The 25075-nt window shown below is 70.9% G+C and carries 25 protein-coding genes, 2 pseudogenes and 1 riboswitch; of the genes and pseudogenes, 14 read left to right on the forward strand and 13 right to left on the reverse strand.

The features are described 5' to 3' along the window. The first annotated feature begins 10 nt into the window (after positions 1 to 10). Positions 11 to 2104, forward strand: coding sequence for an ATP-binding domain-containing protein (locus tag ABZ953_RS13080; RefSeq protein ID WP_361721404.1), 2094 nt, complete (start codon positions 11 to 13; stop codon positions 2102 to 2104). Here the strand turns inward: ABZ953_RS13080 and ABZ953_RS13085 are convergent. The 5 genes from ABZ953_RS13085 to ABZ953_RS13105 form a co-directional block, all read right to left on the reverse strand. Then, positions 2101 to 2694 carry a DUF2165 domain-containing protein gene (locus ABZ953_RS13085; protein WP_361721407.1) on the reverse strand — a complete coding sequence of 198 codons (594 nt, stop codon included), beginning with the start codon at positions 2692 to 2694 and terminating at the stop codon, positions 2101 to 2103. The genes ABZ953_RS13080 and ABZ953_RS13085 overlap by 4 nt on opposite strands. Positions 2695 to 2744: 50 nt before the next feature. After that, positions 2745 to 3434: a copper homeostasis protein CutC gene (locus ABZ953_RS13090; RefSeq protein ID WP_361721410.1), complete on the reverse strand. Its 690-nt coding sequence runs from the start codon at positions 3432 to 3434 to the stop codon at positions 2745 to 2747. 168 nt (positions 3435 to 3602) lie between these two features. Then, positions 3603 to 5879 carry a heavy metal translocating P-type ATPase gene (locus tag ABZ953_RS13095; protein WP_361721413.1) on the reverse strand — a complete coding sequence of 759 codons (2277 nt, stop codon included), beginning with the start codon at positions 5877 to 5879 and terminating at the stop codon, positions 3603 to 3605. A 181-nt stretch (positions 5880 to 6060) separates the two neighbouring features. Continuing rightward, positions 6061 to 6759: a CatB-related O-acetyltransferase gene (locus ABZ953_RS13100; RefSeq protein ID WP_361721416.1), complete on the reverse strand. Its 699-nt coding sequence runs from the start codon at positions 6757 to 6759 to the stop codon at positions 6061 to 6063. 16 nt (positions 6760 to 6775) lie between these two features. Continuing rightward, positions 6776 to 7450, reverse strand: a complete 675-nt coding sequence (locus tag ABZ953_RS13105) for a maleylpyruvate isomerase family mycothiol-dependent enzyme (RefSeq protein WP_361721419.1) — start codon at positions 7448 to 7450, stop codon at positions 6776 to 6778. Positions 7451 to 7576: 126 nt separating this feature from the next. On the opposite strand from ABZ953_RS13105, the gene ABZ953_RS13110 reads away from it, so the two are divergent. Beyond that, positions 7577 to 8278: a hypothetical protein gene (locus tag ABZ953_RS13110; RefSeq protein ID WP_361721422.1), complete on the forward strand. Its 702-nt coding sequence runs from the start codon at positions 7577 to 7579 to the stop codon at positions 8276 to 8278. Positions 8279 to 8337: 59 nt separating this feature from the next. Then, complete coding sequence (locus tag ABZ953_RS13115) at positions 8338 to 9414, forward strand: GNAT family N-acetyltransferase (protein WP_361721425.1); 1077 nt, start codon at positions 8338 to 8340, stop codon at positions 9412 to 9414. Positions 9415 to 9479: 65 nt separating this feature from the next. Here the strand turns inward: ABZ953_RS13115 and ABZ953_RS13120 are convergent, their stop codons facing one another. Together ABZ953_RS13120 and ABZ953_RS13125 are read right to left on the reverse strand one after the other, a co-directional pair. Beyond that, entirely contained in the window at positions 9480 to 9746 is a 267-nt protein-coding gene (locus tag ABZ953_RS13120; protein WP_361721428.1) for a DUF4031 domain-containing protein, read from the reverse strand. Beyond that, on the reverse strand, positions 9743 to 10102 hold the full coding sequence (locus ABZ953_RS13125) for a hypothetical protein (RefSeq protein WP_361721431.1): 360 nt from the start codon (positions 10100 to 10102) through the stop codon (positions 9743 to 9745). Before ABZ953_RS13125 ends, ABZ953_RS13120 begins: the two co-directional genes overlap by 4 nt. 110 nt (positions 10103 to 10212) lie before the next feature. Here ABZ953_RS13125 and ABZ953_RS13130 point away from each other — a divergent pair, with 110 nt between their 5' ends. The 3 genes from ABZ953_RS13130 to ABZ953_RS13140 all read left to right on the forward strand — a co-directional run bounded on the left by ABZ953_RS13130 (position 10213) and on the right by ABZ953_RS13140 (position 12897). Further along, on the forward strand, positions 10213 to 11139 hold the full coding sequence (locus ABZ953_RS13130; protein ID WP_361721434.1) for a MurR/RpiR family transcriptional regulator: 927 nt from the start codon (positions 10213 to 10215) through the stop codon (positions 11137 to 11139). Positions 11140 to 11215: 76 nt separating this feature from the next. Then, positions 11216 to 12196, forward strand: a complete 981-nt coding sequence (gene murQ, locus ABZ953_RS13135) for an N-acetylmuramic acid 6-phosphate etherase (protein WP_361721437.1) — start codon at positions 11216 to 11218, stop codon at positions 12194 to 12196. A 32-nt stretch (positions 12197 to 12228) separates the two neighbouring features. Beyond that, positions 12229 to 12897 (forward strand): class I SAM-dependent methyltransferase, encoded by a 669-nt coding sequence (locus ABZ953_RS13140; RefSeq protein ID WP_361721440.1) that lies wholly within the window; start codon positions 12229 to 12231, stop codon positions 12895 to 12897. Between the two features lie 37 nt (positions 12898 to 12934). Here ABZ953_RS13140 and ABZ953_RS13145 read toward each other — a convergent pair whose 3' ends face one another. Next, positions 12935 to 13159 (reverse strand): hypothetical protein, encoded by a 225-nt coding sequence (locus tag ABZ953_RS13145; RefSeq protein ID WP_361721443.1) that lies wholly within the window; start codon positions 13157 to 13159, stop codon positions 12935 to 12937. Further along, a complete protein-coding gene (locus ABZ953_RS13150; protein WP_361721906.1) occupies positions 13156 to 13365 on the reverse strand; it encodes a hypothetical protein in 210 nt (69 codons plus the stop codon). Before ABZ953_RS13150 ends, ABZ953_RS13145 begins: the two co-directional genes overlap by 4 nt. Before the next feature lie 116 nt (positions 13366 to 13481). Here ABZ953_RS13150 and ABZ953_RS13155 point away from each other — a divergent pair. From ABZ953_RS13155 to ABZ953_RS13175, 5 genes and pseudogenes are all read left to right on the forward strand, one after another. Next, positions 13482 to 14220 (forward strand): annotated as a pseudogene (locus tag ABZ953_RS13155) (helix-turn-helix transcriptional regulator); the annotation flags it as partial. 15 nt (positions 14221 to 14235) lie between these two features. Then, positions 14236 to 14391, forward strand: a pseudogene (locus ABZ953_RS13160) (DUF397 domain-containing protein); the annotation flags it as partial. A gap of 1300 nt (positions 14392 to 15691) precedes the next feature. After that, positions 15692 to 16966, forward strand: a complete 1275-nt coding sequence (locus ABZ953_RS13165) for a hypothetical protein (protein WP_361721446.1) — start codon at positions 15692 to 15694, stop codon at positions 16964 to 16966. Positions 16967 to 17043: 77 nt separating this feature from the next. Next, positions 17044 to 17295, forward strand: coding sequence for a type II toxin-antitoxin system prevent-host-death family antitoxin (locus tag ABZ953_RS13170; RefSeq protein ID WP_361059127.1), 252 nt, complete (start codon positions 17044 to 17046; stop codon positions 17293 to 17295). Continuing rightward, positions 17292 to 17555, forward strand: a complete 264-nt coding sequence (locus ABZ953_RS13175; RefSeq protein ID WP_361721449.1) for a Txe/YoeB family addiction module toxin — start codon at positions 17292 to 17294, stop codon at positions 17553 to 17555. Before ABZ953_RS13170 ends, ABZ953_RS13175 begins: the two co-directional genes overlap by 4 nt. 90 nt (positions 17556 to 17645) lie before the next feature. On the opposite strand, the gene groL is transcribed toward ABZ953_RS13175, so the two are convergent. The 4 genes from groL to thrC form a co-directional block, all read right to left on the reverse strand. Next, entirely contained in the window at positions 17646 to 19271 is a 1626-nt protein-coding gene (gene groL / locus ABZ953_RS13180; protein WP_355807995.1) for a chaperonin GroEL, read from the reverse strand. A 355-nt stretch (positions 19272 to 19626) separates the two neighbouring features. Beyond that, complete coding sequence (locus ABZ953_RS13185) at positions 19627 to 19830, reverse strand: cold-shock protein (RefSeq protein WP_005315736.1); 204 nt, start codon at positions 19828 to 19830, stop codon at positions 19627 to 19629. A 420-nt stretch (positions 19831 to 20250) separates the two neighbouring features. Beyond that, entirely contained in the window at positions 20251 to 20526 is a 276-nt protein-coding gene (locus tag ABZ953_RS13190) for a MoaD/ThiS family protein (protein WP_150217764.1), read from the reverse strand. A 116-nt stretch (positions 20527 to 20642) separates the two neighbouring features. Further along, positions 20643 to 21938 (reverse strand): threonine synthase, encoded by a 1296-nt coding sequence (thrC, locus tag ABZ953_RS13195; protein WP_361721453.1) that lies wholly within the window; start codon positions 21936 to 21938, stop codon positions 20643 to 20645. A gap of 17 nt (positions 21939 to 21955) precedes the next feature. Then, positions 21956 to 22126, reverse strand: a riboswitch (SAM riboswitch). Between the two features lie 136 nt (positions 22127 to 22262). Here thrC and ABZ953_RS13200 point away from each other — a divergent pair. The 3 genes from ABZ953_RS13200 to ABZ953_RS13210 all read left to right on the forward strand — a co-directional run bounded on the left by ABZ953_RS13200 (position 22263) and on the right by ABZ953_RS13210 (position 25070). After that, positions 22263 to 23207, forward strand: a complete 945-nt coding sequence (locus tag ABZ953_RS13200; RefSeq protein ID WP_361721456.1) for a glucosyl-3-phosphoglycerate synthase — start codon at positions 22263 to 22265, stop codon at positions 23205 to 23207. A 128-nt stretch (positions 23208 to 23335) separates the two neighbouring features. After that, positions 23336 to 23614, forward strand: coding sequence for a hypothetical protein (locus ABZ953_RS13205; RefSeq protein WP_361721459.1), 279 nt, complete (start codon positions 23336 to 23338; stop codon positions 23612 to 23614). Between the two features lie 49 nt (positions 23615 to 23663). Beyond that, positions 23664 to 25070, forward strand: a complete 1407-nt coding sequence (locus ABZ953_RS13210; RefSeq protein WP_361721462.1) for a trehalose-6-phosphate synthase — start codon at positions 23664 to 23666, stop codon at positions 25068 to 25070. The last annotated feature ends 5 nt before the right edge of the window (positions 25071 to 25075 follow it).

Genomic DNA, 25075 nt, shown 5'->3' on the forward strand with positions numbered 1-25075 from the left:
AGGCACTCCCGTGGACCACCCTCTCGACCCCTCTGACCCTCTCGACCCCTCTGACCCGCTCGCCCGCGAGCGCGCGCACCTCGCCGCGTCCCGTGCCGCCCTGCGCGCCATGCGTGAGGACGCCGAGGCCCTCGACATCCGGGACGTCACCGCGAACTGGGTGAACGCCGCGGTCCTTGAGCGGCAGCTCGGCGAGCGCATCAAGTCCCTCGCCGACCTCGCCCACACCCCGCTCTTCTTCGGGCGCCTGGACTATCTGCACGCGCCGGGCGCCGAGCAGGCGGAGGGCGCCGAGGGCGAGCAGTTCTACATCGGGCGGCGGCACGTGCACGACGCCGACGGGGACCCGATGGTCATCGACTGGCGGGCGCCGGTCTCCCAGCCGTTCTACCGGGCCTCGAAGAAGGACCCGATGGACATCGCGCTGCGCCGCCGCTTCGGCTACACGGGCGGCGGCCTCACCGCGTACGAGGACGAGCACCTCAGCGACGCGACGGAGGCGGAGCAGACCAGCAAGCTCCTGCAGCAGGAGATCGAGCGGCCGCGCGTGGGGCCGATGCGGGACATCGTCGCCACCATCCAGCCGGAGCAGGACGAGATCGTCCGCAGCGGGCTGAGCGGGAGCGTATGCGTGCAGGGCGGTCCCGGGACCGGCAAGACCGCCGTCGGCCTGCACCGCGTCGCCTACCTCCTGTACGCGCACCGGGAGCGGCTCGCCCGTACCGGCACCCTCGTCATCGGCCCGAACTCCTCCTTCCTGCACTACATCGAGCAGGTCCTGCCCGCGCTCGGCGAGCTGGAGGTCAAACAGGCCACCGTCGACGACCTCGTCGCCCACGTGGAGGTGCGCGGCACGGACGACGCCGCCGCAGCCCTCGTCAAGGGCGACGCCCGCATGGCCGAGGTGCTGCGCAAGGCGGTGCGGTCGCACGTCACCCCGCCCACCGAGCCCGTCGTGGTCGTCCGCGGCTCGCGCAGATGGCGGATCCCCGCGTACGAACTGGAGGAGCTCGTCCAGGAGTTGCTCGCGCGGGACATCCGGTACGGCGCCGCGCGGGACGCCCTGCCGCAGCGCATCGCCCATGCCGTGCTGGTCCGCATGGAGGAGTCGGGCGAGGCCCCGGACGACCGGGTGCAGGACGCCGTCGCCCGCAATACCGCGGTGAAGGCGGCCGTGAAGGCGGTCTGGCCGCCCGTCGAGCCCGCGAAGCTCGTGCTGCGGCTGCTGTCCGACGCGGCTTTCCTCGCCGCGCACGCCGACGGAATCCTGAGCGAGGACGAGCAGCGGACCATCCTGTGGGCGAAGCCCGCGCGGAGCGTGAAGGCGGCCAAGTGGTCGGCCGCGGACGCCGTACTGATCGACGAGACGACCGACCTCGTCTCGCGCACGCACTCGCTGGGGCACGTCGTCCTCGACGAGGCGCAGGACCTCTCGCCGATGCAGTACCGCGCGGTGGGGCGGCGCTGCACGACCGGTTCGGCGACCGTGCTCGGCGATCTCGCGCAGGGCACCACCCCGTGGGCTACGCGGAGTTGGGCCGAGGCCCTGGGTCATCTGGGCAAGGGCAGCGCGGTCGTCGAGGAGCTGACGGCAGGTTTCCGTGTGCCGCGCGAGGTCATCGCGTACGCGTCACGGCTGCTGCCGGACATCGCGCCCGGCCTGGCGGCGGTCGACTCGGTGCGTGAGTCGCCGGGTTCCCTGGCGGTGCGCGAGGTACCGGACACCAACGGCACCGACGGCGCCGACGGCCTGGACGCGGCCTGCCTGGAGGCGTGCGCGGAGTCGCTGCGGCAGGAGGGGTCGGTCGGCCTGATCGCGGCGGACGCCCGCATTCCCGCGCTCACCGCGGCGCTGACCGCGGCCGGGATCACGTATCTCTCGCCCGGCGAGGAGACGACGCCGGACACCCGGCTCACCCTGGTGCCCGCGTCCCTCGCCAAGGGCCTTGAGTACGACTATGTGGTGCTCGACGAGCCTGCCGCCGTCGTCGACGGCGAGCCCGACGAGCGGACGGGCCTGCGCCGGCTCTATGTGGCGCTGACCCGTGCCGTGTCCGGGCTGATCGTCGTGCACTCGGCCGGACTGCCCGCGCAGCTCGGCTAACTGCCCTTTTCGCTGTCTCCGTCCGTCGGTGCGGCCCCGGCGGACGGCAGGTGTGTGACCACGAGCGCGATGCCCGCGAGCGTCACGATGCGGATGGCGGAGTCCAGGCCGTTCCAGGCCTCCGACTGCCACATGGCGAACCACTCGCCGCCAATGCCGATGAACCCGACCCCGAAGAGGAAGAGGATCATCAACAGGCCTATGGTGGCGGCCTGTTGGGCCCGGCGCAGCTTCTGGGGGCGGGTCAGGACGCCCCGGGGGCGGCGCAGCGCTCCGGCCCACAGGACCGTCGCCGCGATGAGCGTCAGCGCCGCCAGGGTCTCCCAGGCGATGATCCCGACGTAGGCCGCGTCCTGGAGGCCGGTCGAGTCGACCGCGCGCCATCTCAGGCCGTTGTCCTTGAAGGTGGTGTCCATCGACAGGACATGGCGTACGAACTGCTGGTTGGTGCCGAAGTCGGTGATGTTCCCGAACGCGACGAGTGCGATGTAGAGCGCGACTGTCCCGGTGAGCAGCATCGCTGCGACGGGCAGCGTCCCGGCTGCGAGGATGCGCTCCGCAGGACGCGGTTGATGTACTGGTGTCGGCATGAGGTCCCCTCCGTGTCAACCCAGTTCTATCGCGTCCCGCGGAGAAACGATCAACCGTCGAGTGCGGCCCGCCACTGTGCGACGGCCTCGGCACAGACCGGGGCGGACCAGCCGTCGGGTCGGGCGGCCCCGCCGATGTGGAACGCGTCGACGCCCGCTTCCCGCAGTCGGGGCAGGTGGTCGAGGCGGAGTCCGCCGCCGATGAGGAGACGCGGCTCGTACCCCGGTTCGCCGCACCGCGCCGCCTCGGCGATCAGGGTGGGCAGTCCGTCGTCGACGCCGGTCGCGGAGCCCGCGGTGAGGTAGGTGTCGAGGCCCGGCAGGTCGGCGAGCTGTTTGCGCAGCGCGTCGCGGTCGGCGGCGCGGTCGATGGCCCGGTGGAAGGTCCAGCGGCAGCCGTCGATGGCCCCGGCCAGCGTCTCGACCGCGGCCATGTCGGGGCCGCCGTCCTCGTCGAGGAAGCCGAGCACGAACTCGTCGGCGCCCTCGCTCCGGAGCTCCTGGGCACGGCGCACCAGTGCGTCGACGTCGCCCGCGGCGAAGCCGTCGGCGAGCCTGAGCATCACGCGCAGCGAGATGTCGACGGAGGAGCGGATTCCGGCGAAGGTCTCGCGGGACGGGGTGAGGCCGTCCGCGGCCATGTCGGTCACCAGCTCGAGGCGGTCCGCTCCGCCTGCCTGGGCGGCGACGGCGTCCTCGGCGTCGAGGGCGATCACCTCCAGGACTGCACGCTTGCTCATGGATGTCTCTTCCTTCTGGTCGCGATACCCGTCACGCAGGTCAGCCACATAGGCCAGTCACATAGGTCTAGTCCAATTACCAGCCTACGCGCAGAACGCCCCGGCGCGAGCCGTGTCGCTCGCACCGGGGCGTCGGACATCACTTCGGACATCACGTCGGACATCGCGTCAGGCCAACGGCTTGAACCCCCGCAGGCGCAGGCTGTTGCCGACCACGAAGACCGACGAGAAGGCCATCGCCGCGCCCGCGATCATCGGGTTGAGCAGACCGGCCGCGGCAAGGGGCAGGGCGCCCACGTTGTAGGCGAAGGCCCAGAACAGGTTCGACCTGATCGTGCCGAGGGTGCGGCGGGCGAGCCTGATCGCGTCCGCCGCGGCGCGCAGGTCACCCCGTACGAGCGTCAGGTCGCCCGCCTCGATCGCGGCGTCCGTGCCCGTGCCCATCGCCAGGCCCAGATCGGCCTGGGCCAGCGCCGCCGCGTCGTTGACGCCGTCGCCGACCATGGCCACGACGCGCCCCTCACCCTGCAACCGCTTCACCACGTCGACCTTGTCCTGCGGCATGACCTCGGCGATCACGTCGTCGGCGGCGATGCCCACCTCGGCGGCCACCGATGCCGCGACCGCCTTGTTGTCGCCGGTCAGCAGGAGGGGGGTCAGGCCGAGCGCGCGCAGCCTCTCGATGGCCTCGGCGCTGGTGGCCTTCACCGCGTCGGCGACCACGAGCACCGCGCGGGCCTCGCCGTCCCAGGCGACCGCGATGGCCGTACGACCGGCCGCCTCGGCCTCGGCCTTGGCCCGCCGCAGCTCGTCGGGGAGCCGGATCTCCCACTCCCCGAGCAGCTGCTCGCGGCCGACCAGGACCGCGTGTCCCTCGACGATGCCCTGCACGCCGAGGCCCGCGACGTCGGCGAAGTCCTCGGGTACGGGCAGCTCGCCCACCTCGGCGGCGGCACCGGCGGCGACGGCGCGGGCGATGGGGTGCTCCGAGGAGTGCTCCAGGGCGCCCGCCAGGCGCAGGGCGTCGGAGGCGGAGGTGCCGGGGGCGGTGTGGGTGGCGAGCAGGGTCATCTTGCCGGTGGTGACGGTGCCGGTCTTGTCCAGGACGATGGTGTCGGCCTTGCGGGTGTTCTCCAGGACCTCCGGGCCCTTGATGAGGATGCCGAGCTGGGCGCCGCGGCCGGTGCCGACCATGAGGGCGGTCGGGGTGGCGAGGCCCAGGGCGCACGGGCAGGCAATGATCAGGACGGCGACCGCGGCGGTGAAGGCGGCAGTGAGTCCGGCCCCGCTGCCGAGCCAGAAGCCGAGTGTGGCGAGCGCGAGCCCGATGACGACGGGCACGAACACCGCGGAGATCCGGTCGGCCAGGCGCTGGGCGGCGGCCTTGCCGTTCTGCGCGTCCTCGACGAGCTCGGCCATGCGGGCGAGCTGGGTGTCGGCGCCGACGCGGGTGGCCTCGACGACGAGCCGCCCGCCGACGTTGAGGGTGGCGCCGGTGACCGCGTCGCCCGCCGCGACCTCGACGGGCACGGACTCGCCGGTGAGCATGGACGCGTCCACCGCCGAGGAGCCCTCGACGACCCTGCCGTCCGTGGCGATCTTCTCGCCGGGCCGTACGAGGAAACGGTCGCCGACCGCCAACTCGGCCACGGGAATGGTCTCTTCGCGCCCGCTCTGCCTCAGCACGGTGACGTCCTTGGCGCCGAGCTGGAGCAGTGCCTTGAGCGCGGCGCCCGCCTTCCGCTTGGACCGAACCTCGAAGTACCGCCCGGCGAGGATGAAGGCGGTGACACCGGCCGCGGCCTCCAGGTAGATGTTCCCCGCGCCGTCGCTCCTCGCGATGGTCAGCTCGAAGGGGTGCGTCATGCCGGGCATGCCCGCGGTACCGAAGAACAGCGCCCACAGCGACCAGAGGAACGCCGCCGACGTACCGACCGAGATCAGGGTGTCCATGGTCGCCGCGCCGTGCCGGGCGTTGGTGACGGCGGCCTTGTGGAAGGGCCAGGCCGCGTACGTGACGACGGGCGCGGCCAGCGTGAGCGACAGCCACTGCCAGTACTCGAACTGGAGTGCGGGGGCCATCGCCATCGCGATCACCGGAACGGACAGCAGGACGGCGACGGTCAAGCGCTGCCGCAGCGTCCGCAGCCCGTCACTTTCGGGTGGCTCCCCGCCCTCTTCCCCGGCGCCGGGCGCAGCACGCACGGGGGCGGGCTCCTGGGCGGTGTACCCGGTGGCTTCGACCGTGGCGATCAGATCCCCCACGGTGACGCCCTGGCCGCGGTAGGTGACCTTGGCCTTCTCGGTGGCGTAGTTGACGGTCGCCTCGACGCCGTCCATGCGGTTGAGCTTCTTCTCGATACGGGCAGCGCAGGACGCGCAGGTCATGCCACCGATGGCGAGCTCTACCTCTGCGGCGGGGGCGGGTGCGGCGGTGGTGGCCATGTCCGGATCTCCTGTACGAGTGGACTCGCTCCGATACCCGGGGCGGGTATCGCTGACGGAATCCATCTATACCCCCAGGGGGTACCGAACGCAAGGGTGGCGAACCGCTTGACTTAATACCCCCCGGGGGTATCTTCGAGTCCTACCTGGGCGCTGGGCGCGTACCGCCTGTCCCTGGACTTCAAGCACCCTCCGGGGCGGGGGCGGGCGCCGCGGCGGCCAGTTCCTCCACCGAGCCGGACATGACGGCCCGGACGTGCGCGGTGAGATGCTCGACGGGCCAGTCCCACCAGGCCAGTTCGAGCAGCCGGGCGATGTCCTCGTCGCCGAAGCGGCGCCGGATCAGCTTCGCCGGGTTGCCGCCGACGATGCCGTAGTCCGGCACATCGTCGACGACGACCGCGCCCGACGCGATGACGGCGCCGTGCCCGATCCGCACGCCCGGCATGACGGTCGCGCGGTAGCCGAACCAGACGTCGTTGCCGACGACGGTGTCACCGCGCCCCGGCAACCCGCTGATCAGGTCGAAGTGCTCGCTCCAGGACCCGCCCATGATCGGGAAGGGGAACGTCGAGGGCCCGTCCATCCGGTGGTTGGCACCGTTCATGATGAACCGCACGCCCTCCCCGAGCGCACAGAACTTCCCGATGACAAGCCGCTCGGGCCCGTAGTGATAGAGCACGTTGCGCGTCTCGAAGGCGGTCGGGTCATCGGGATCGTCGTAGTACGAGAAGTCCCCCACCTCGATCAGCGGCGAGGTCACGAGCGGCTTGAGCAGCACGACGCGCGGCTGGCCCGGCATCGGGTGCACGACGGTCGGGTCGGCGGGCACGAGGGGAGCGTGGCCGCCGGAAGCGGCGGGGTGGTCGGAGGTCGTCATGCCGCCATGATCCCTCTTACGTGAAGAGTGCCAACTCCTTTTCGGTGGCGCCCGCGAGCTCGTACCGCGTGCCGGTCAGCGGCCGCCCCGCGCAGAGCCGGATCAGGGTGGGCGCGTCGCCGATGTAGCGGGCCGGCGGCCGCTGTCCGTCGGTGAGGCCCAGGGTCAGCGGATCGTCCCGGCCGTTGACGTCCGCGTGCAGCGACGGCATCGGGAGGGAGTTCTCCGACCTGCTGAACTGCTCAAGGAGGCACAGCGCGTCCGGCACCCCGTCCCCGCCGTACGCACCCGGCTTTCCCCACGCCTCCCGTACGTCACCGGCGTGCACCCACTCCCCCAGCGACACGCCGTCGAGCCGCCCCTTCGCCGCGGCGAGCACGGGCCCGGCCTCCGTCATACCGCGCTCCAGCTCGTCCACGATCCGGGAGTTGGACCAGTCGGCGCGCTCCGCGATGTCGCGGTCATTGCTCTCCGGGCTGAAAACGCCCTCCTCGAACCGGCTCTCCACCACCCGCATCAGCACGGAGCCGCAGTGCGCGAGCACGTGCCGCACGGTCCAGCCGGGGCAGCAGGTGCGGATCGCGTACGCCTCGTCGGGCGCGGCCCGCAGCAGCGGGATCAGCGCATCGCGCTCCGTACGCAGGAGGCGCCCGGCACGTTCGGGTTCGTAGCTCGCGTCGTCATGAGTCATGGCCCGAAGCCAACAGTGCGTGATGGCGCATGGCAACGCCCCGCACGAGGAACCGGCCACGAGGCCCCCCACCACGCACACCGTCACACATACCCCCGCCCCGTACCCAACAGCTACAGTCGCCGCATGGCCGACCACGACGACGAGCTGCCCGACGACGAGCCGCAAGACCACGAGCCGAACGCCGCGCTCCGCACCCGCTGGCACGCGACCCTGCTCCGCGCGAGCGAGACCGCCCAAGCCGCCCATGCCGCCCCCCACCCCGCGCCCTACGCGGACCGGCTCCTGGCCCGCTGGTCCGAACCGCAGCGCAAGTACCACACCACCGCCCACCTGACGGCGGTCCTCGACCACCTCGACGTCCTCGCGGACCACGCCGACGACCCGGAGCTCGTACGCCTGGCCGCGTGGTTCCACGACGCGGTGTACGCGCCCGACCGCTCCGAGAACGAGGAGCGCTCGGCCCGCCTTGCCGAACGCGCGCTCTCCGAGGCGGGGTTGGCAGAAACGCAGGTCGCCGAGGTCGCCCGCCTCGTCCGCCTCACCATCACGCACGACCCCGCCGACGACGACCACAACGGCGAGGCGCTCTGCGACGCCGACCTGGCGATCCTGGCGGCACCCTCGGACGCCTACGCCGCCTATGCGGCCGCCGTCCGCGAGGAGTACGGCTTCGTGCCGGACGAGGCGTTCCGCCGGGGCCGGGCTGACATCCTGCGCCAACTCGTCGCGCTGCCGCGCCTGTTCAGGACGCCGTACGGGACGGCCCACTGGGAGGCGCCCGCCCGCGAGAACCTGGCCACGGAACTGGCCCTGCTGGATCCCTGAGCATCCCGACCGGGCCCCCGCTCCCGTACCCTTACCCCCCGCTCCCGTACCCTCACCGCATGCTTCTGATGGGTGAGGACCGGATCGACGAGGCCGTGGCACACGCGGCGAAGGTGCTGCGCGGGGCGGCGGACCGCGACTGGAGCGTCCCGGCGGGCGGACTCGACTGGACCTGTCTGAAGACGGCCGAGCACATCGCGGGCGACTTCGTCGCCTACGCGGGCCAGCTGACCGGCCGGCCCACCGACGCCTACGTCCCCTTCGAGACCGCGCTCGACGACGGCACGGGCCCCGACGGCGCGATCCGGGTGATCGAGGCGACGGGCCGCATGCTGGCTGCGGTGGTCCGCACGACGCCCCGCGGAGTCCGCGCCTACCACCCCTACCCCTGCGGCAGCGCGGACGCGCCCGGCTTCGCGGCGATGGGCGTGGCGGAGGTCCTGCTCCACACGTACGACATCGCCCGCGCGCTCGACATCGACGCGGAGCCCCCCGCCTCCCTCTGCGAGGCCGTCCTCGCGCACCTCTTCCCGCACGTGCCGCCCGCCCCCTCCGGCGGCACCCCCTGGACGACCCTGCTCTGGGCCACGGGCCGCGGCACCCTGCCGGGCCGCCCCCGCCTCGCCCACTGGCGCTGGCACAACGCCGCCTCCCTGCCGGCCGGCCCCCTCGCCCTCCGCCAGGTGACCCCCGCGGCCGCGGCGGACCTCGCGGCGGGCGGCACGGGCGGTCTCGACTGGGTCGACGGCGGCCCCTTCGAAGGGACGCGGACGGCCGCCGTCATGGTGATGAAGGCGTACGCGGCCGGGGTGTACCGCCCCGAATGGGGCATGTACGCGCTGATCCGCACCGCCGACGAGCTGGCCGTGGGCGGCATGGGCTTCCACGGGCCGCCCGACGACAACGGCTGCGTGGAGGTCGGCTACGACCTGGCCGAAGGGGCGCGGGGCCGCGGTTACGCCACGGAGGCGCTGCGCTCGCTTTCGCGGTGGGCGCTCGACCGGGCCGAGGTGGGCACGGTCCTCGCCGTGGTCGACCCCGCGAATGTCGCGTCGCAGGGGGTCGCCACGAGGGCGGGCTTCACCCGCCTCCCGGATCGGGCTCCCAACCTCGCGTTCGGGTTGTCCCGCGCCTGACCCCGGCCGCTGAGCGCCGCCGCGATCACCCTCTCCTTCCTCCTCGGCCTCCCCCGAGACCCCCGTTACGCCGGCCGCCCCTTAGGCCTCCGCAGCCCCGCCCCCGTGATCCTCCGCACCAGCTCCTTGGACCCGATCTCCACGGCCCCCGCCCGCACCGCGTCCTCGTACCGCTCCGCCGGGACGTCGTAGTGGTCCCGCTCGAAAGCGCGCCGCGGGCAGCCGACCGACTCCGCGAACGCGTGGAGCTCCTCGAACGAGACGTCGCTGACCAGGTGGGACCACATGCGGCCGTGGCCGGGCCAGGTCGGCGGGTCTATGTAGAGCGTCATGCCGTCAGGCTCCCCACCGGCGCCACCACCACGCCCGCCTTGCCGCACACCCAGTGCGGGTCGGGCCCCAACTCCGGTTCCACGTCGAGCGCGTGGGGGTCGCCGGAGCCGCAGACGGGGCACAGCGGCCACCGCCCGTACCGTTCCAGGAGCGAGTCCTGGACGTCCTGGGCGACGAGACCGGCAACGTACTCGACGCCCTCCGGCCACTGCTCGACCCACCAGCGGCGGTGCGCCACCGCCTCCTCGACCATCGAGACGACCTCGGCCTCGGCGACCTCACGGGCTACGAGGTCGGCGAGGACGAGTGCGCGGGCGGCGTGCAACGCCTGCTCCAGGGGGTCGATCGTGTCCATGCACTCCATTGTCACCCCGTACGCGACAACCGCGCACAGCTGCGGCCCGGGACGCGGGAGGTCTCGACAGGGGTCTTGACCGGCCACAGGTCCGAAAATATCTTTCAGATGTGACCCATAGCGTGAAGGAAATTTTCGCAGGCACCGCACCCCCCGCCCCCGCCGCCCTCGCGGCGAAGGTGCGGACCCTGGCGCCGTCGATGACCCGCTCCATGCAGCGCGTCGCCGAGGCCGTCGCCGGGGACCCCGCCGGATGCGCCGCCCTCACGGTCACCGGCCTCGCCGAGCTCACCGGCACCAGCGAGGCGACGGTCGTGCGGACCGCCCGCCTCCTCGGCTATCCCGGCTACCGCGACCTGCGTCTCGCCCTCGCCGGGCTCGCCGCCCAGCAGCAGTCGGGGCGCGCGCCCGCCGTGACCGCGGACATAGCGGTCGACGACCCCATCTCCGACGTCGTGGCGAAGCTCGCGTACGACGAGCAGCAGACCCTCGCCGACACGGCCGCCGGGCTCGACACCGTGCAGCTCGGCGCCGCCGTCGCCGCGCTCGCCACCGCCCGCCGCGTGGAGATCTACGGCGTCGCCGCCTCCGGCCTCGTCGCCCAGGACCTCGCGCAGAAGCTGCTCCGCATCGGGCACATCGCGCACGCACACTCCGACCCGCACCTCGCCGTCACCAACGCGGTGACGCTGCGCGCCAAGGACGTGGCGATCGCGATCACTCACTCCGGTTCGACGGGCGACGTGATCGAACCCCTCCGGGTCGCCTTCGAGCACGGCGCCACCACGATCGCGATCACCGGGCGGCCCGGCGCGGCCGTCTCCCAGTACGCGGATCACATCCTCACCACGTCGACGGCCCGCGAGAGCGAGCTGAGGCCCGCCGCGATGTCGTCCCGTACGAGTCAACTCCTCGTCGTGGACTGCCTGTTCGTGGGCGTCGCACAGCGGACGTACGAGACGGCGGCGCCCGCACTCGCCGCGTCCTACGAGGCGCTCGCGCACCGCCACCACCCGCGCGGCGGCGGCAGCCGCTGAGGCGGCACCGCCCGCCGCAAACCACTCACCGTCCCACTCCCCCCCCCGCACCGGACACGAAAGAGCCGCAGACGCCATGACCTCCACCACCGACGCCCCCGACTCCTCCTCCCAGGGCGACACCTACGGCGAGCTCCGCGCCCAGCTCGCCACCCTCACCACCGAGGCGTTCCGGCCCGAGCTGTCCGAGATCGACCGGCTGCCCACGCTGGAGATCGCGCGGATCATGAACGGCGAGGACGCCACCGTCCCCGCGGCCGTCGCCGAGCAGCTCCCCGCCATCGCCGCCGCCATCGACGGCACCGCCGAGCGCATGGCCCGCGGCGGCCGCCTGGTCTACGCGGGCGCGGGCACCGCCGGGCGGCTCGGCGTGCTCGACGCCTCCGAGTGCCCGCCCACCTTCAACACCGACCCGAGCGAGGTCGTCGGCCTCATCGCGGGCGGCCCGAGCGCCATGGTCACGGCGGTCGAGGGCGCCGAGGACAGCAAGGTGCTCGCCGCCGAGGACCTGGACGCCCTGAACCTCACGGCGGACGACGTCGTCGTCGGCGTCTCCGCCTCCGGCCGCACCCCGTACGCGATCGGCGCCGTCGAGCACGCCCGCGAGCGCCGCGGCGCACTCACCATCGGCCTCTCCTGCAACGCGGACAGCGCACTCGCGGCCGCCGCCGAGCACGGCATCGAAGTCGTCGTCGGCCCCGAACTCCTCACCGGCTCCACCCGCCTCAAGGCGGGCACGGCCCAGAAGCTCGTCCTCAACATGCTGTCGACCATCACGATGATCCGCCTCGGCAAGACGTACGGAAACCTGATGGTGGACGTGCGCGCCTCGAACGAGAAGCTGCGCGCACGCTCCCGCCGCATTGTCGCCCTCGCCACCGGCGCCGGGGACGACGAGATCGAGGCCGCGCTCGCCGCGACCGACGGGGAGGTGAAGAACGCCATCCTCACGATCCTCGGCCGGATCGACGGCCCCACCGCCGCCGATCTGCTCACCACCTCCGACGGCCACCTCCGCGCGGCCCTCGACCACGCCCGCACCAGCCGCCCCAACTGAGCAACACCGAACCTCGGCCCTAAGGTTGACGGATGCGCGCACACCCCATCGACCGCCCGGCCGATCTCGACGAGGTCCGCCAGTCCTACGACCGCGTGTCCGACACCTACGTCCACATGATGCAGACGACAGGCATGGGCGACATCCGCCGCCATCCGTGGCTCAAGGCATCGATGGACGCCTTCGCCGACACGGTGAGCGGGCACGGGCCCGTCCTCGACGTCGGCTGCGGCCCCGGCCAGGTCACCGCCTACCTCGCCGAGCGCGGCCTCGACGTCTCCGGCGTCGACCTCTCCCCCCGCATGATCGAGAACGCCCGCCGACTGCACCCGCAGTGCCGCTTCAGCGTCGCCTCCGCCACCGAGCTCGACCTCGAAGAGGCGTCCCTCGGCGGCGTCCTCGGCTGGTGGTCGCTGTTCAACCTCCCCCGCGACGTCCTTCCGCAGGTCCTCGCCATGTTCACCCGCGCACTGAAGCCGGGCGGACACCTCATCGCCGCGACGCACGTCGGCGACGAGGACCTGGCGCGCACCTCTGCGTACGGGGACGTGCCCGTCAGCTGGACGACGCACAAGTGGCAGCCGGAACAGCTCACCGCCCTGATCGAACAGGCCGGTCTGCGCCCCGTCGCCGACCTCCGGCTCCCCGCGAGCGAGCAGGCCGGGCCCGGCGTGGTCATCATGGCCGAACGACCTGCCTGACGCCGCCCTTCGGCTGCCGTAGCCCTCCACGAAGAGGTCACGGCAGCCGCCCCTCCCGGTTCACCTGCCGCACCCGCTCCCGCAGCACCTCCACCGGCGGCGCCTCCCTCACCGAAGCCGGCGGGCAGTCCCACTCCCGGCCGCCCCCGATCGGCCTCAGCTGCACCAGCCCGCCCTCGCAGCCCATCACCTGCCCGACACTCCCGTCCCTGAAGTCGACCGCGAACGTCCCCGTCTCCGGCACACAGGGGTCCTCGCTCACCGCGCCTCCTCCAGCACCGCCGCAAGGCGCAGCGCCGTGTCGAGGTTGCAGCGCCCCAACTCCACGAGCGGCAGCGCACCCTCCGTCACGCTCAGCGGGTCCACCCGCAGCGACGGCAACGTGATCCCCACGCCTGTGAGTGCCGCCCTCACCTGCCGTACGGCCTCCTCCGCCGCCCGCATACGTTCCTCCGCCGTCAGCGCCATCATCTCTGCCTCTCCCACCGAGTGTTGCCTTTTCCTCACCCAGCGTGTCCGAGTCTGCGTACGCTGAACAACGCAGGCGACCCAACAACCCCCCGTGTTCATCGAGGAGTTGCCCCATGGCCCGCCCCAAAGACCTCGGCGCGGAGCTCCGCCACGCCCGCGAACGGGTCGGACTCAGCCAGGAGGCGCTGGGCTCGCCGCTCTTCGTGAGCGGTTCGTTCATCGGACAGTTGGAGGCCGGTACGCGTTTGCGGCGCCCTGGCCAAGTCCAAGTACCCGGATCACTTCGCGGAGGCGGCGGAGATGGAGACGGCCGCCACGACCATCAAGCACTACCTGCCGCTGCTGGTCCCAGGCCTGCTCCAGACACCGGCATACGCTGCCGCCCTGTTCCGGCCCTACCGGCCCGAGGCCACGGCCGATGAGATCAAGGACCTGGTGGCGACGCGCATGGATCGCGGTCGCCTGATCGAGGACTCAACAGCACCGTTGTTGTGGGTAGTTCTCGACGAGGCCGCGCTCCGCCGCCCGGTCGGCGGTCGGGCCGTCATGGCCGAGGCGCTCCGTCGCGTTGCCGAGCTGGCACGTCGACATCGAATCATTCTGCAGGTGCTGCCGTTCAGCGCCGAGGCGCACGCGGGAATGGGCCGCTCCCTGAAGCTCATGGAGTTCGCGGATGCCCCACCCCTCTGCTTCGTCGAAGGGCTGGACACAGGCAGGCTGATCGATGACCCCGCGACGGTGGCTCGCCACACCATGACGTTCAACCTCTTGCAGGCGTTGGGGCTTTCACCCAAGGCTTCTCTGGCCCTAATCGAGTCGGTGGCGCACGATTACGACCATGAGGAACCACACCCGTACAGCGCCGGAGACGGCAGCGACTGCCTCGAAGTAGCCGACGGGCACCGGAACAACCCAGATCCGAACCTCGTCCCCGTCCGGGATTCCAAGAACCCCACGGGGCCGAAGCTCATGTTCCAAGCCTCTGCCTGGTCCGTCTTCGTCACGAACATCAAGCACGCCTGACGAAGCCCGGCAACGAACGGTACTGGGGCCGCCCGGCTTTTTGCGGAGTGTGGCGGTTCCGGGCCGCCAGTAAAGGGCGCTCCCTGCGGTCGCGTCGGCTACGCCGATTCCGCTCCGCTCCACCCTTGACTGCCGCCCCTCCACCGCACGTGAACTTTGACCCGGACGGCCAGGGGTGGGGCCGACGGGGGGCCTTGCTCGGTTCATCACCTTTCATCGCCGGGTGCGGACCGGCCCAACGTGAGCGCGGGCTACGGTCTGAGCGCGGTCCCCGGCCACGCCGCTCGGGCCATCCCCGCCCGCTGCCGGGTGCGGACCGGCCCAACGTGGGCGGCCGTGAGGGTCGAGGCACCGACGAGCATGCTGGCCCCGCCCCCGGACATCTACTTTGGGAAAGTTGCGAATCGTTTCGCCGCGCGCCCCCCGACCACACCCCGCGCGCCCTCCCCAACGGCATTGTCATGGCCCGTGTACCTGATGGCGATGGGGGGCGCACTCCCTCCGACAGGGGGGCGCGCGGCGGTCTGCTTCGCAACTTTTCCAAAGTAGATGTCCGGGAGCGGCCGATCTCGCCATTCATTCCGCGTGCCCGGCGGCGTCTCGACCGTGACGGGGACCCACGTTGGGCCGGTCCGCACCCGGCAGCGGGCGGGGATGGCCCGAGCGGCGAAGCCGGGCGGCTGGCCGAGCGCCTTCCGTAGCCCGCGCTCACGTTGGGCCGGTCCGCACCCGGCAGTGAAAGGTGATGGCCCGAGCAGAGGAGTCCGCAGCCCCCACCCCTGGGCGTCCGGGTCAAAGTTCACGTGCGGTGTAGGGGCGGCAGTCAAGGGTGGGCCGAAGGGCCATCGGCGCAGCCGACGCGGAGCGCAGCGGAGCGCCCTTTACTGGCGGCCCGGAACCGCCACACTCCGCAAAAAGCCGGGCGGCCCCGGGAACCATCAAAGGCCCCGGCCCACCGAAGTCACCCGTGATGCCCCGGAACGGGGCCCAGGCACCTTCGCGACATACTTCCGCGCCTCACCACCGGCCCCTTCACCCCCGCCGCAAGGCGAAGTTGGCCGACGCGCCGCCACCCGGACCCGCACTCCCGACACACCCGTTCCCGCCCCCCTGGCCAGACGGCCGACCCCCTCGCGCCCCACCCGTAACCGGCCGAACCCGCCCTGTCCGAAAGGCCCCGCGCCCCCTGCCCGACGACTACCGGACGACTACCGGACGTACCAAAGATGGCACCGCACGTAACCGGTACGCCCACGACTAGCGACCACCGACCACCGACCACGCACCCGAGGGGACCCTCATGTCCAAGCCCACCGCGTCGAACGAACCCCACGAGCCCGCCGATTCACAGATCTCCGCCGCCTTCGGAGCCGCCGCCCGCGTCACCCTGGCGCCCGGTTCCAAGGAGGCCAGGGAGCAGCCGACCGAGGCACCGGAGCCGGACGACGAGTGGGCGCTGCCGAACGGCAGGGCCTGGGTGTACCTCGCCGACACCGAGCGGGGACTGACCCGGCCGGTGATCATCGGCGACGGGTTCAGCAGCGGGCCCAGCGAGCTGAACTTCTCGTGGGAGATCCTGGAGTGCGGCCCGTACCCGTTCATCGGCGAGCTGCGCCGGCGCGGCTACGACGTCGTACTGATCGGCTACGACGAGCGCAGCGCCTCCATCCTGGACAACGCGCAGGTCGTACGGGCCGCGATCCTGGAGGCGATAGCGCGCCGCAGGGGCGACCACCCGCTGACCGTCGGCGGCTTCAGCATGGGCGGCCTCGTCACCCGCTACGCGCTGGCAAAGATGGAGCACGACGGCGGCGAGGAGAACGACCACCAGACCGCCCTGTACTTCTCCTTCGACAGCCCGCACCGGGGCGCGTGGGTCCCCCTCGCGCTTCAGTCGTTCGCGCACTACATCCGGCGGCTCAACGCGGCGTTCTCGAACCAGATGAACAGCCCTGCCGCCCGGCAGCTGCTGTGGCAGCACATCTCCGAATGGGACGACAGCCCGGAGACGGACAAGGAGCGGGTGGAGTTCCTCGCCGAGCTGGAGCGGGTCGGGGGCTGGCCGAGGCGGCCCCGCAAGATCGGCGTGGCCAACGGGGTGCGCACCGGCGAGGGGAACGGGATCCGCGGCGGGGAGAGGGCCTTCCACGGCAAGGGCCTGGCGATCACCGGCACCCGGCTGCACACGCAGCCCGCGGGCGAGCGTCAACTCATCGCGCAACTGCGGGTGGTGACGCTGCGCAAGCCGCAGATCCACACGTCGGGCCTGCCGGAGATGGACGGCGCGCCGGGCGGCACCCTGGAGGGCTTCGGCATCCTCGCCGACGAGCTGGACAAGATCCCGGCGCTCATCGGTCTCGGCTCCGAGGCGGACATCCGCGAGCACTGCTTCGTACCGGTGGTCAGCGCGATCGCACTGCGCGACATCGACACGCACGAGAAGCTGTACGGCCCGGTCACGGCCTCGGCGGAGGAGGAGAGCGAACTGGACGAGTTCCTCTGCGCCTCCCAGAACGAGGGCCACACGACGGTGACCGAGGAACTCTGCACCTGGATCATGGCCCGCCTGCCGTAGCCGGGCACAGGCGAGCGGTCGTACAATTTCCTGTACGTACAGGATCCCGTACATCCGTACGCCCTGAGGAGGCAGCGATGCGCACCATGACCTACACCGAGTCCCGGGCCAACTATGCCGAGACGCTCAACGCGGTGGTCGACGACCGCGAAGAGGTCATAGTGACCCGCGCGGGCCGCGAACCGGTCGTCATCGTGGCGCTCGACGAGTACGAGTCCTTGAAGGAGACGGCGTACCTGCTGCGCAGCCCGGAGAACGCGCGGCGCATTCTGGCCGCCATCGAGGACTTGGAGAACGGCGGCGGCACGGTCAGGGAGCTGCTCGATTGAAGCTCGTCTGGCAAGAGAGGGCCTGGGCCGACTACGTCCGGTGGCAGGAGCAGGAGCGCAAGGTACTGAAGCGCATCAATACTCTCCTCCAGGACATCGCCCGCAACGGCCCCGATGAGGGCATCGGCAAACCCGAGGCTCTGAAGCACGGATTCCATGGGTACTTGTCCCGGCGCATCACCGACGAGCACCGGCTGGTCTACAAGGTCGTCGAGGACGAGGTCCGCATCGCCGCCTGCCGCTACCACTACGAACGCTGAACCACAGGCTCAAAACGCCCGAGGGCGGCACCCCTGCGATGGGGGTGCCGCCCTCGGTACGTGAAGACTGGCCTACCGAGCCGAAGAGGCTCAGAAGTCCATGTCACCGCCCGGCATGCCGCCGCCGGCCGGGGCAGCGCCCGCCTTCTCCGGCTTGTCGGCGATGACGGCCTCGGTGGTGAGGAACAGCGCGGCGATGGACGCGGCGTTCTGCAGGGCAGAGCGCGTGACCTTCGCCGGGTCGAGGATGCCCTCGGCGATCATGTCGACGTACTCACCGGTCGCGGCGTTCAGGCCGTGGCCGACGGTCAGGTTGCGCACCTTCTCGACGACGACGCCACCCTCGAGACCACCGTTGACGGCGATCTGCTTGAGCGGGGCCTCCAGGGCGAGCTTCACGGCGTTGGCGCCGGTCGCCTCGTCACCCTGCAGGTCGAGCTTCTCGAAGACCGAGGCGGCCTGGAGGAGGGCCACGCCACCACCGGCGACGATGCCCTCTTCGACGGCAGCCTTCGCGTTGCGAACGGCGTCCTCGATGCGGTGCTTGCGCTCCTTGAGCTCGACCTCGGTCGCGGCACCGGCCTTGATGACCGCAACACCGCCGGCGAGCTTCGCCAGGCGCTCCTGCAGCTTCTCGCGGTCGTAGTCGCTGTCCGAGTTCTCGATCTCGGCGCGGATCTGGTTGACGCGACCCTGGACCTGGTCGCTCTCACCGGAGCCGTCGACGATGGTCGTCTCGTCCTTGGTGATGACGACCTTGCGGGCGCGGCCGAGCAGGTCGAGACCGGCGTTCTCCAGCTTGAGGCCGACCTCCTCGGAGATGACGGTGCCACCGGTGAGGATGGCGATGTCGCCGAGCATGGCCTTGCGGCGGTCACCGAAGCCCGGGGCCTTGACGGCGACGGACTTGAAGGTGCCACGGATCTTGTTGACGACCAGGGTCGACAGGGCCTCGCCCTCGACGTCCTCGGCGATGATCAGCAGCGGCTTGCCGGACTGCATGACCTTCTCGAGGAGCGGAAGGAGGTCCTTCACGTTCGAGATCTTCGAGTTGACGATCAGGATGTACGGGTCGTCGAGTGACGCCTCCATACGCTCCATGTCGGTCGCGAAGTACGCCGAGATGTAGCCCTTGTCGAAGCGCATGCCCTCGGTGAGCTCAAGCTCGAGCCCGAAGGTCTGCGACTCCTCGACGGTGATGACGCCTTCCTTGCCGACCTTGTCCATCGCCTCGGCGATGAGCTCGCCGATCTGGGTGTCGGCGGCGGAGATGGAGGCCGTCGAAGCGATCTGCTCCTTGGTCTCCACGTCCTTGGCCTGCTCGAGCAGGGCGCCCGAGACGGCCTCGACGGCCTTCTCGATGCCGCGCTTGAGGGCCATCGGGTTGGCACCGGCGGCCACGTTGCGCAGGCCCTCGCGGACCAGCGCCTGGGCCAGGACGGTCGCGGTCGTCGTGCCGTCACCGGCGACGTCGTCCGTCTTCTTCGCGACCTCCTTGACCAGCTCGGCGCCGATCTTCTCGTACGGGTCCTCGAGCTCGATCTCCTTGGCGATGGACACACCATCGTTGGTGATCGTGGGGGCACCCCACTTCTTCTCGAGGACGACGTTGCGACCCTTGGGGCCCAGGGTCACCTTGACGGCGTCGGCGAGCTGGTTCATGCCGCGCTCGAGGCCGCGCCGTGCCTCCTCGTCGAACGCGATGATCTTGGCCATGTGAAGTGGTCCTCCCGGACGAATGGGGTCTCCCCCAGCTCGTTAAGAGCTTGGGGAAGGAAACGCAAGCAAACAGATCGTGCCGGCGCCCGCGACGGACGGCCTGCAGCCCTTGTGGTTCCTTGCCCCACCCGGCCTGCGGGCCTCACCGACCCGATCCAAGTTCTGTCACTCTCACTCGGAGAGTGCTAAGCCCAATGATTAGCACTCGACCCCTGCGAGTGCAAGCGCCTCTCTGGATCCCGGACAGCTTCCGGGCGCGCGCCCCCGCGTACCCCACGCACACGAGGGGCCCGTACCCCGGCTGGGATACGAGCCCCTCGCGATGCTTGCTTCGGTGGTCGGTCGCGCCGAGCTAGACGGCGAGCTTGACCATGTCCGCCTGCGGACCCTTCTGGCCCTGCGAGATCTCGAATTCGACTCGCTGACCTTCTTCAAGGGTGCGGTACCCGTCCATCTGGATCGCGCTGTAGTGGACGAAAACATCCGCACCACCGTCGACCGCGATGAAGCCGTACCCCTTCTCCGCGTTGAACCACTTGACGGTGCCCTGAGCCATGCCTAACTCCCCTATTACTGGCCCTTGCACAGGACCGCACTTCGCGGACCCGGGTCAGACCTCACCCCCCACTGCTGGGGGTGTGCGCCGGAACGCGTCGACCGCCGCTGAATGTATCTGTCCAACTGCCGTCTGCAACAGGTCAATCGGACGAGAATTCTGGGCACGCCCGATCGGTAATATGCGGAGAATTCGCCACGATTCAGGGCAAGAAGGGCCAGGCAAAAGCCACATAAGGTTCAAATGGGCAGCGCTCTTTGGCTACTTCTTGTCGGCTCCAGGCCGACTTCGTATATGCGCTCGGCATTAACGGCGAAGCACTCTTCCCAACTGTACCGCGCTCAACCATGCAGAATTGCCCCCTCCGTTTCTCGACCGGAGAGGGCAATTCGGTTTAAGCAGGGTTCTTGCGGAAAAGGATCAGCCGCCGGCGACGGCCGGAATGATCGAGACGCCCGCGCCGTCCGGGGTGGCCGTCTCCAGGCCCTGTTCGAAGCGGACGTCGTCGTCGTTGACGTACACGTTCACGAAACGGCGCAGCTTGCCCTGGTCGTCCAGGACGCGGGCCGCGATGCCCGTGTGGTTCTTCTCCAGATCGGCGATGACCTCACCGAGGTTCGCCCCCTCGGCGGCGACCTCGGCCTTGCCGCCGGTGTAGGTGCGGAGAATGGTGGGAATCCGGACGTTGACACTCATGGGTTCACCTCAGGGGTACGGGGGCGGAGGGGAGGCGCCCTGAAAGGGGCGCGGGGAACTGCGCGAGGACGGACCACGACCCGCAGTCGGCGGCGAGCGACGGGCCCAACGGCGACTTAACCGGCGAGACCCGCGGAGCGAAACGCGTCGAGGCTCGGCTTGATCGTCGCCGTCGCCTGAGACCTCTCGGCAACCGCGTCGAGCGTCTTGAGCCCGTCCCCGGTGTTCAACACCACCGTGGTGAGGGCCGGGTCGATGAGCCCGGCGTCGACCAGCTTCCGCGTGACGCCCACCGTCACACCGCCCGCGGTCTCCGCGAAGATCCCCTCGGTCCGAGCGAGCAGCTCGATCGCCTCGACGACCTGTTCGTCGTTCACGTCCTCCACGGCGCCACCCGTGCGGCGCGCGATGTCCAGGACGTACGGCCCGTCGGCGGGGTTGCCGATGGCGAGGGACTTGGCGATGGTGTTCGGCTTCTGGGGGCGGACCACGTCGTGACCTGCCTTGAAGGCGGTCGACACCGGGGAACAGCCCTCGGCCTGGGCGCCGAAGATCTTGTACGGCTTGTCCTCGACGAGGCCCAGCGCGATGAGCTCCTTCAGACCCTTGTCGATCTTCGTGAGCTGCGAGCCCGAGGCGATCGGGATGACCAGCTGGTCGGGCAGCTCCCAGCCGAGCTGCTCGCAGATCTCGTACGCGAGGGTCTTGGAGCCCTCGCCGTAGTAGGGCCGCAGGTTGACGTTGACGAAGCCCCAGCCCTCGCCCAGCGGGTCGCCGATGAGCTCGGAGCAGAAGCGGTTCACGTCGTCGTAGTTGCCCTCGATGCCGACGAGCTCGCCGCCGTACACCGCGGCCATGACGACCTTGCCCTGCTCCAGGTCGTGCGGGATGAACACGCAGGAGCGGAAACCGGCGCGGGCCGCGGCGGCGCCGACGGCGCCCGCCAGGTTGCCGGTGGAGGAGCAGGAGAGGGTGGTGAAGCCGAAGGCACGCGCGGCTTCGAGCGCCTGCGCGACGACCCGGTCCTTGAAGGAGTGCGTGGGGTTGCCCGAGTCGTCCTTGACGAACAACTTGCCCTGGTCGACGCCCAGTTCACGCGCGAGGTTGTCGGCCTTGACCAGCTTGGTCCAGCCGGGGTTCAGGTTCGGCTTCTCGGCGACGTCGGCGGGGACGGGCAGGAGCGGGGCATAACGCCAGATGTTGGCGGGACCGGCCTCGATCTGCTTGCGCAGAGATTCCGGGTCGCCCAGCGGCAGGTCGTACGCGACTTCGAGGGGGCCGAAACACTCGACGCACGCGAAGATCGGACCGAGCGGGAACTTCGTGCCGCACTCTCGGCAGGAGAGACCCGATGCGGGGCCGAGGTCTACGGAAGAGGTGGTGTTTTCGGTGGCGACAGTCTGCACAGCCATGGAGGCGAGGCCCTTTCTCCTCATCTTCCTCGCGACGCATCTCGCCGCGAGACGGAATTGGCACCTTCCCGAGCCGGGAGCCTCGCGGCGCTGATCGCGCACACGGTGACACTTGCGTCTTGCGACGCGCGGCTGGGTGGTTGCCGGGGCTTCAACGGGCCGTATCCCTCTGCCCCTCTGGATGAGCGGTATTCGATTGTGTGACGCCCGGGACCCCCGACATGCGATGGTCACCGGCGTTGTTCAAGACTGTAACCGAAGCCCCGGACCCTTGAGATAGTCGTCCGAACCGCGAGATGGATCACATATGGGAGGACCGCGACCGTGCTGGAAGAGGTCGAGCACTGGCTGAGCAGGCGTTCCTGGTCCGTCGCCGACCGCCCGCTGGACCTCCTGGTCGCCGCCAAACGCGCGTCAGGAACCTCGGTGAGCGTCGTACTGCCCGCGCTCGACGAGGAGGGGACGGTCGGCGAGATCGTCGCCGAGATCCGCCGCGCTCTGATGGAGAAGATTCCGCTGGTCGACGAGCTCGTGGTGATCGACTCAGGCTCCACGGACCGTACGGCCGAGGTCGCGTCGGCGGCGGGCGCCAAGGTCGTCCACCGGGACGAGATCCTGCCGCGCATCTCACCGGTGCCCGGCAAGGGCGAGGTCCTGTGGCGGTCACTGCTCGTGACCGGCGGGGACGTCGTGGCCTTCGTCGACGCGGACCTTCGGGAGTTCTCCGCGGACTTCGTCTCGGGCATCGTGGGACCGCTGCTCACCGACCCGGACGTGGCCTTCGTGAAGGCCATGTACGACCGGCCGCTCGGCGCCGCGGCGGGTCAGGGCGGCCGGGTGACCGAGCTGATGGCGCGCCCGCTCCTGAACATGCACTGGCCGCGCCTCGCGGGGTTCGTCCAGCCGCTGGGCGGCGAGTACGCGGCGCGCAGGTCGCTCCTCGAGCGGCTGCCGTTTCCCGTCGGATACGGCGTGGAGCTGGGGCTGCTCGTCGACGCGCTGCACACCGTGGGTCTTGACGCGCTCGCGCAGGTCGATGTCGGGGTGCGCAGGCACCGGCACCAGGACGGGCAGGCGCTCGGGCGGATGGCGGCGGCGATATACCGGACGGCGCAGCTGCGGCTCGCCCGCGGCCATCTGCTGCGGCCCGAACTGACGCAGTTCGAGCGGGGCGAGCACGGGTTCGTGCCGCGGACGTACGCGGTCGACACGGAGGAGCGTCCGCCGATGACGGATATCGCCGAGTATGCGCATCGTCGCGTGGCGTAACCTCCGCCGATGATGTGCTTTGCCTACATTTCCGTCTTATGTGGGATAGATCTGTGTGGGATAGAGCTGCGTGGGCCAGAGCTGCGTGGGCCAGAGCTGCGTTGTGGGACAGAGTCGGACGGAGCGCGGTGGGGATCGCCTCCGCCGCGGTCGCGGTGGGCGCGCTCGCCGTCAGCGCGCCACCGGCGACCGCGGCAGCCGCCCCCGCGCCGGTCGTCAAGCACCTCACGGCGACCGCCCCCGCCCCGCCCCCCGCCCCGCCGCAGCCCGGACAGCCGCACGGGCGCCCGGCCGGTGAGCTCGCCACGACCGGGGACTCCCGGGCCCTGTTGTACGGCGGGATCGCGGTCGCACTGTGCGTCCTGGGCGTGCTGCTGATCGCCGCGGGGCGCAGGCGTCGGGACTGACCACCGGCCGTACGTTTGCCCGTCCCCGGGACGGGCTACGTTCTGCCACATGGTCTCCGAGTACGAATCGTCAGCAGCGCAGGTACTGGTCGCCTCCAACCGCGGCCCCGTCTCGTACACGGTGGGAGAGGACGGGGAGCTGTCCGCCAAGCGCGGCGGCGGCGGCCTGGTGTCCGGGCTCAGCGCCATCGGCGACGAGGCGGACGCCCTGTGGGTGTGCGCGGCGCTCGGCGACGGCGACCGCGAGGCGGTGCGGCGCGGCGTCGGCGAGGACGGCGTCCGGATGCTGGACATCGACGCGGACGTGCACGCGGCCGCGTACAACGGCATCGCGAACTCGGTGCTGTGGTTCGTCCACCACATGCTCTACCAGACCCCGCTCGAGCCGGTTTTCGGACCGGAGTTCCGTGCGCAGTGGGCGGCGTACGAGACGTACAACCGCGCCTTCGCCGAGGCACTGGCCGCGGAGGCGGCGCCGGGCGCGGCGGTCCTCGTACAGGACTACCACCTGGCGCTGGTGCCCGGCATGCTCCGCGAGCTGCGCGAGGACGTGCGCATCGGCCACTTCTCGCACACTCCCTGGGCGCCCGCCGACTACTTCAGGATGCTGCCGGACGACATCGCGGAGCAGTTGCTGCGCGGGATGCTCGGCGCCGACCGGCTCGCCTTCCTGACCGGGCGGTGGGCGGACGCGTTCACGGAGTGCTGCGTACAGATCGTCGGCGGGACCACGGGCACCCGGATCGGGGTGCACGGGCTCGGCGCCGACGCGGACTTCCTGCGGGAGCGGTCGCGGCGGGACGACGTCGAGGAGCGGATGCGGGCGCTGCGGGAGCAGGCGGGCGAGCAGGACGGGGAGGCCCGCAAGCTGATCGTCCGGGTGGACCGCACCGAGCTCTCCAAGAACATCGTGCGGGGCATGCTGGCCTACCGCGAGCTCCTCGACACCCGCCCCGAGTGGCACGAGCGCGTCGTGCACGTCGCCTTCGCCTACCCGTCGCGGCAGGACCTGGCGGTCTACCGCGACTACACGGACGAGGTCTCCCGGGTCGCCGCCGACATCAACTCCCGCTACGGCACGCCCGGCTGGACCCCCGTCGTACTGCACGTCAAGGACGACTTCGCGCGCTCCCTCGCCGCCTACCGGATGGCGGACGTGGCCCTGGTCAACCCCATCCGCGACGGCATGAACCTCGTCGCCAAGGAGGTCCCCGTCGTCTCCGACGAGGGCTGCGCGCTCGTGCTCTCGCGGGAGGCGGGGGCGTACGAGGAGCTGGGCGAGGACGCGCTGACGGTGAACCCGTACGACATCACGGCCACGGCCGCCGCCCTGCACACGGCGCTGACCATGCCGGACGACGAGCGCGCCGAGCGCACCAAGCGTCTCGCGTCGGCGGCGACGGCGCTGCCGCCCGCGCAGTGGTTCCTGGACCAGTTGCGGGCCCTCACCGGCTGACCGAG

This window comes from Streptomyces sp. NPDC046465 (assembly GCF_040646035.1).
GTDB lineage: Bacteria > Actinomycetota > Actinomycetes > Streptomycetales > Streptomycetaceae > Streptomyces.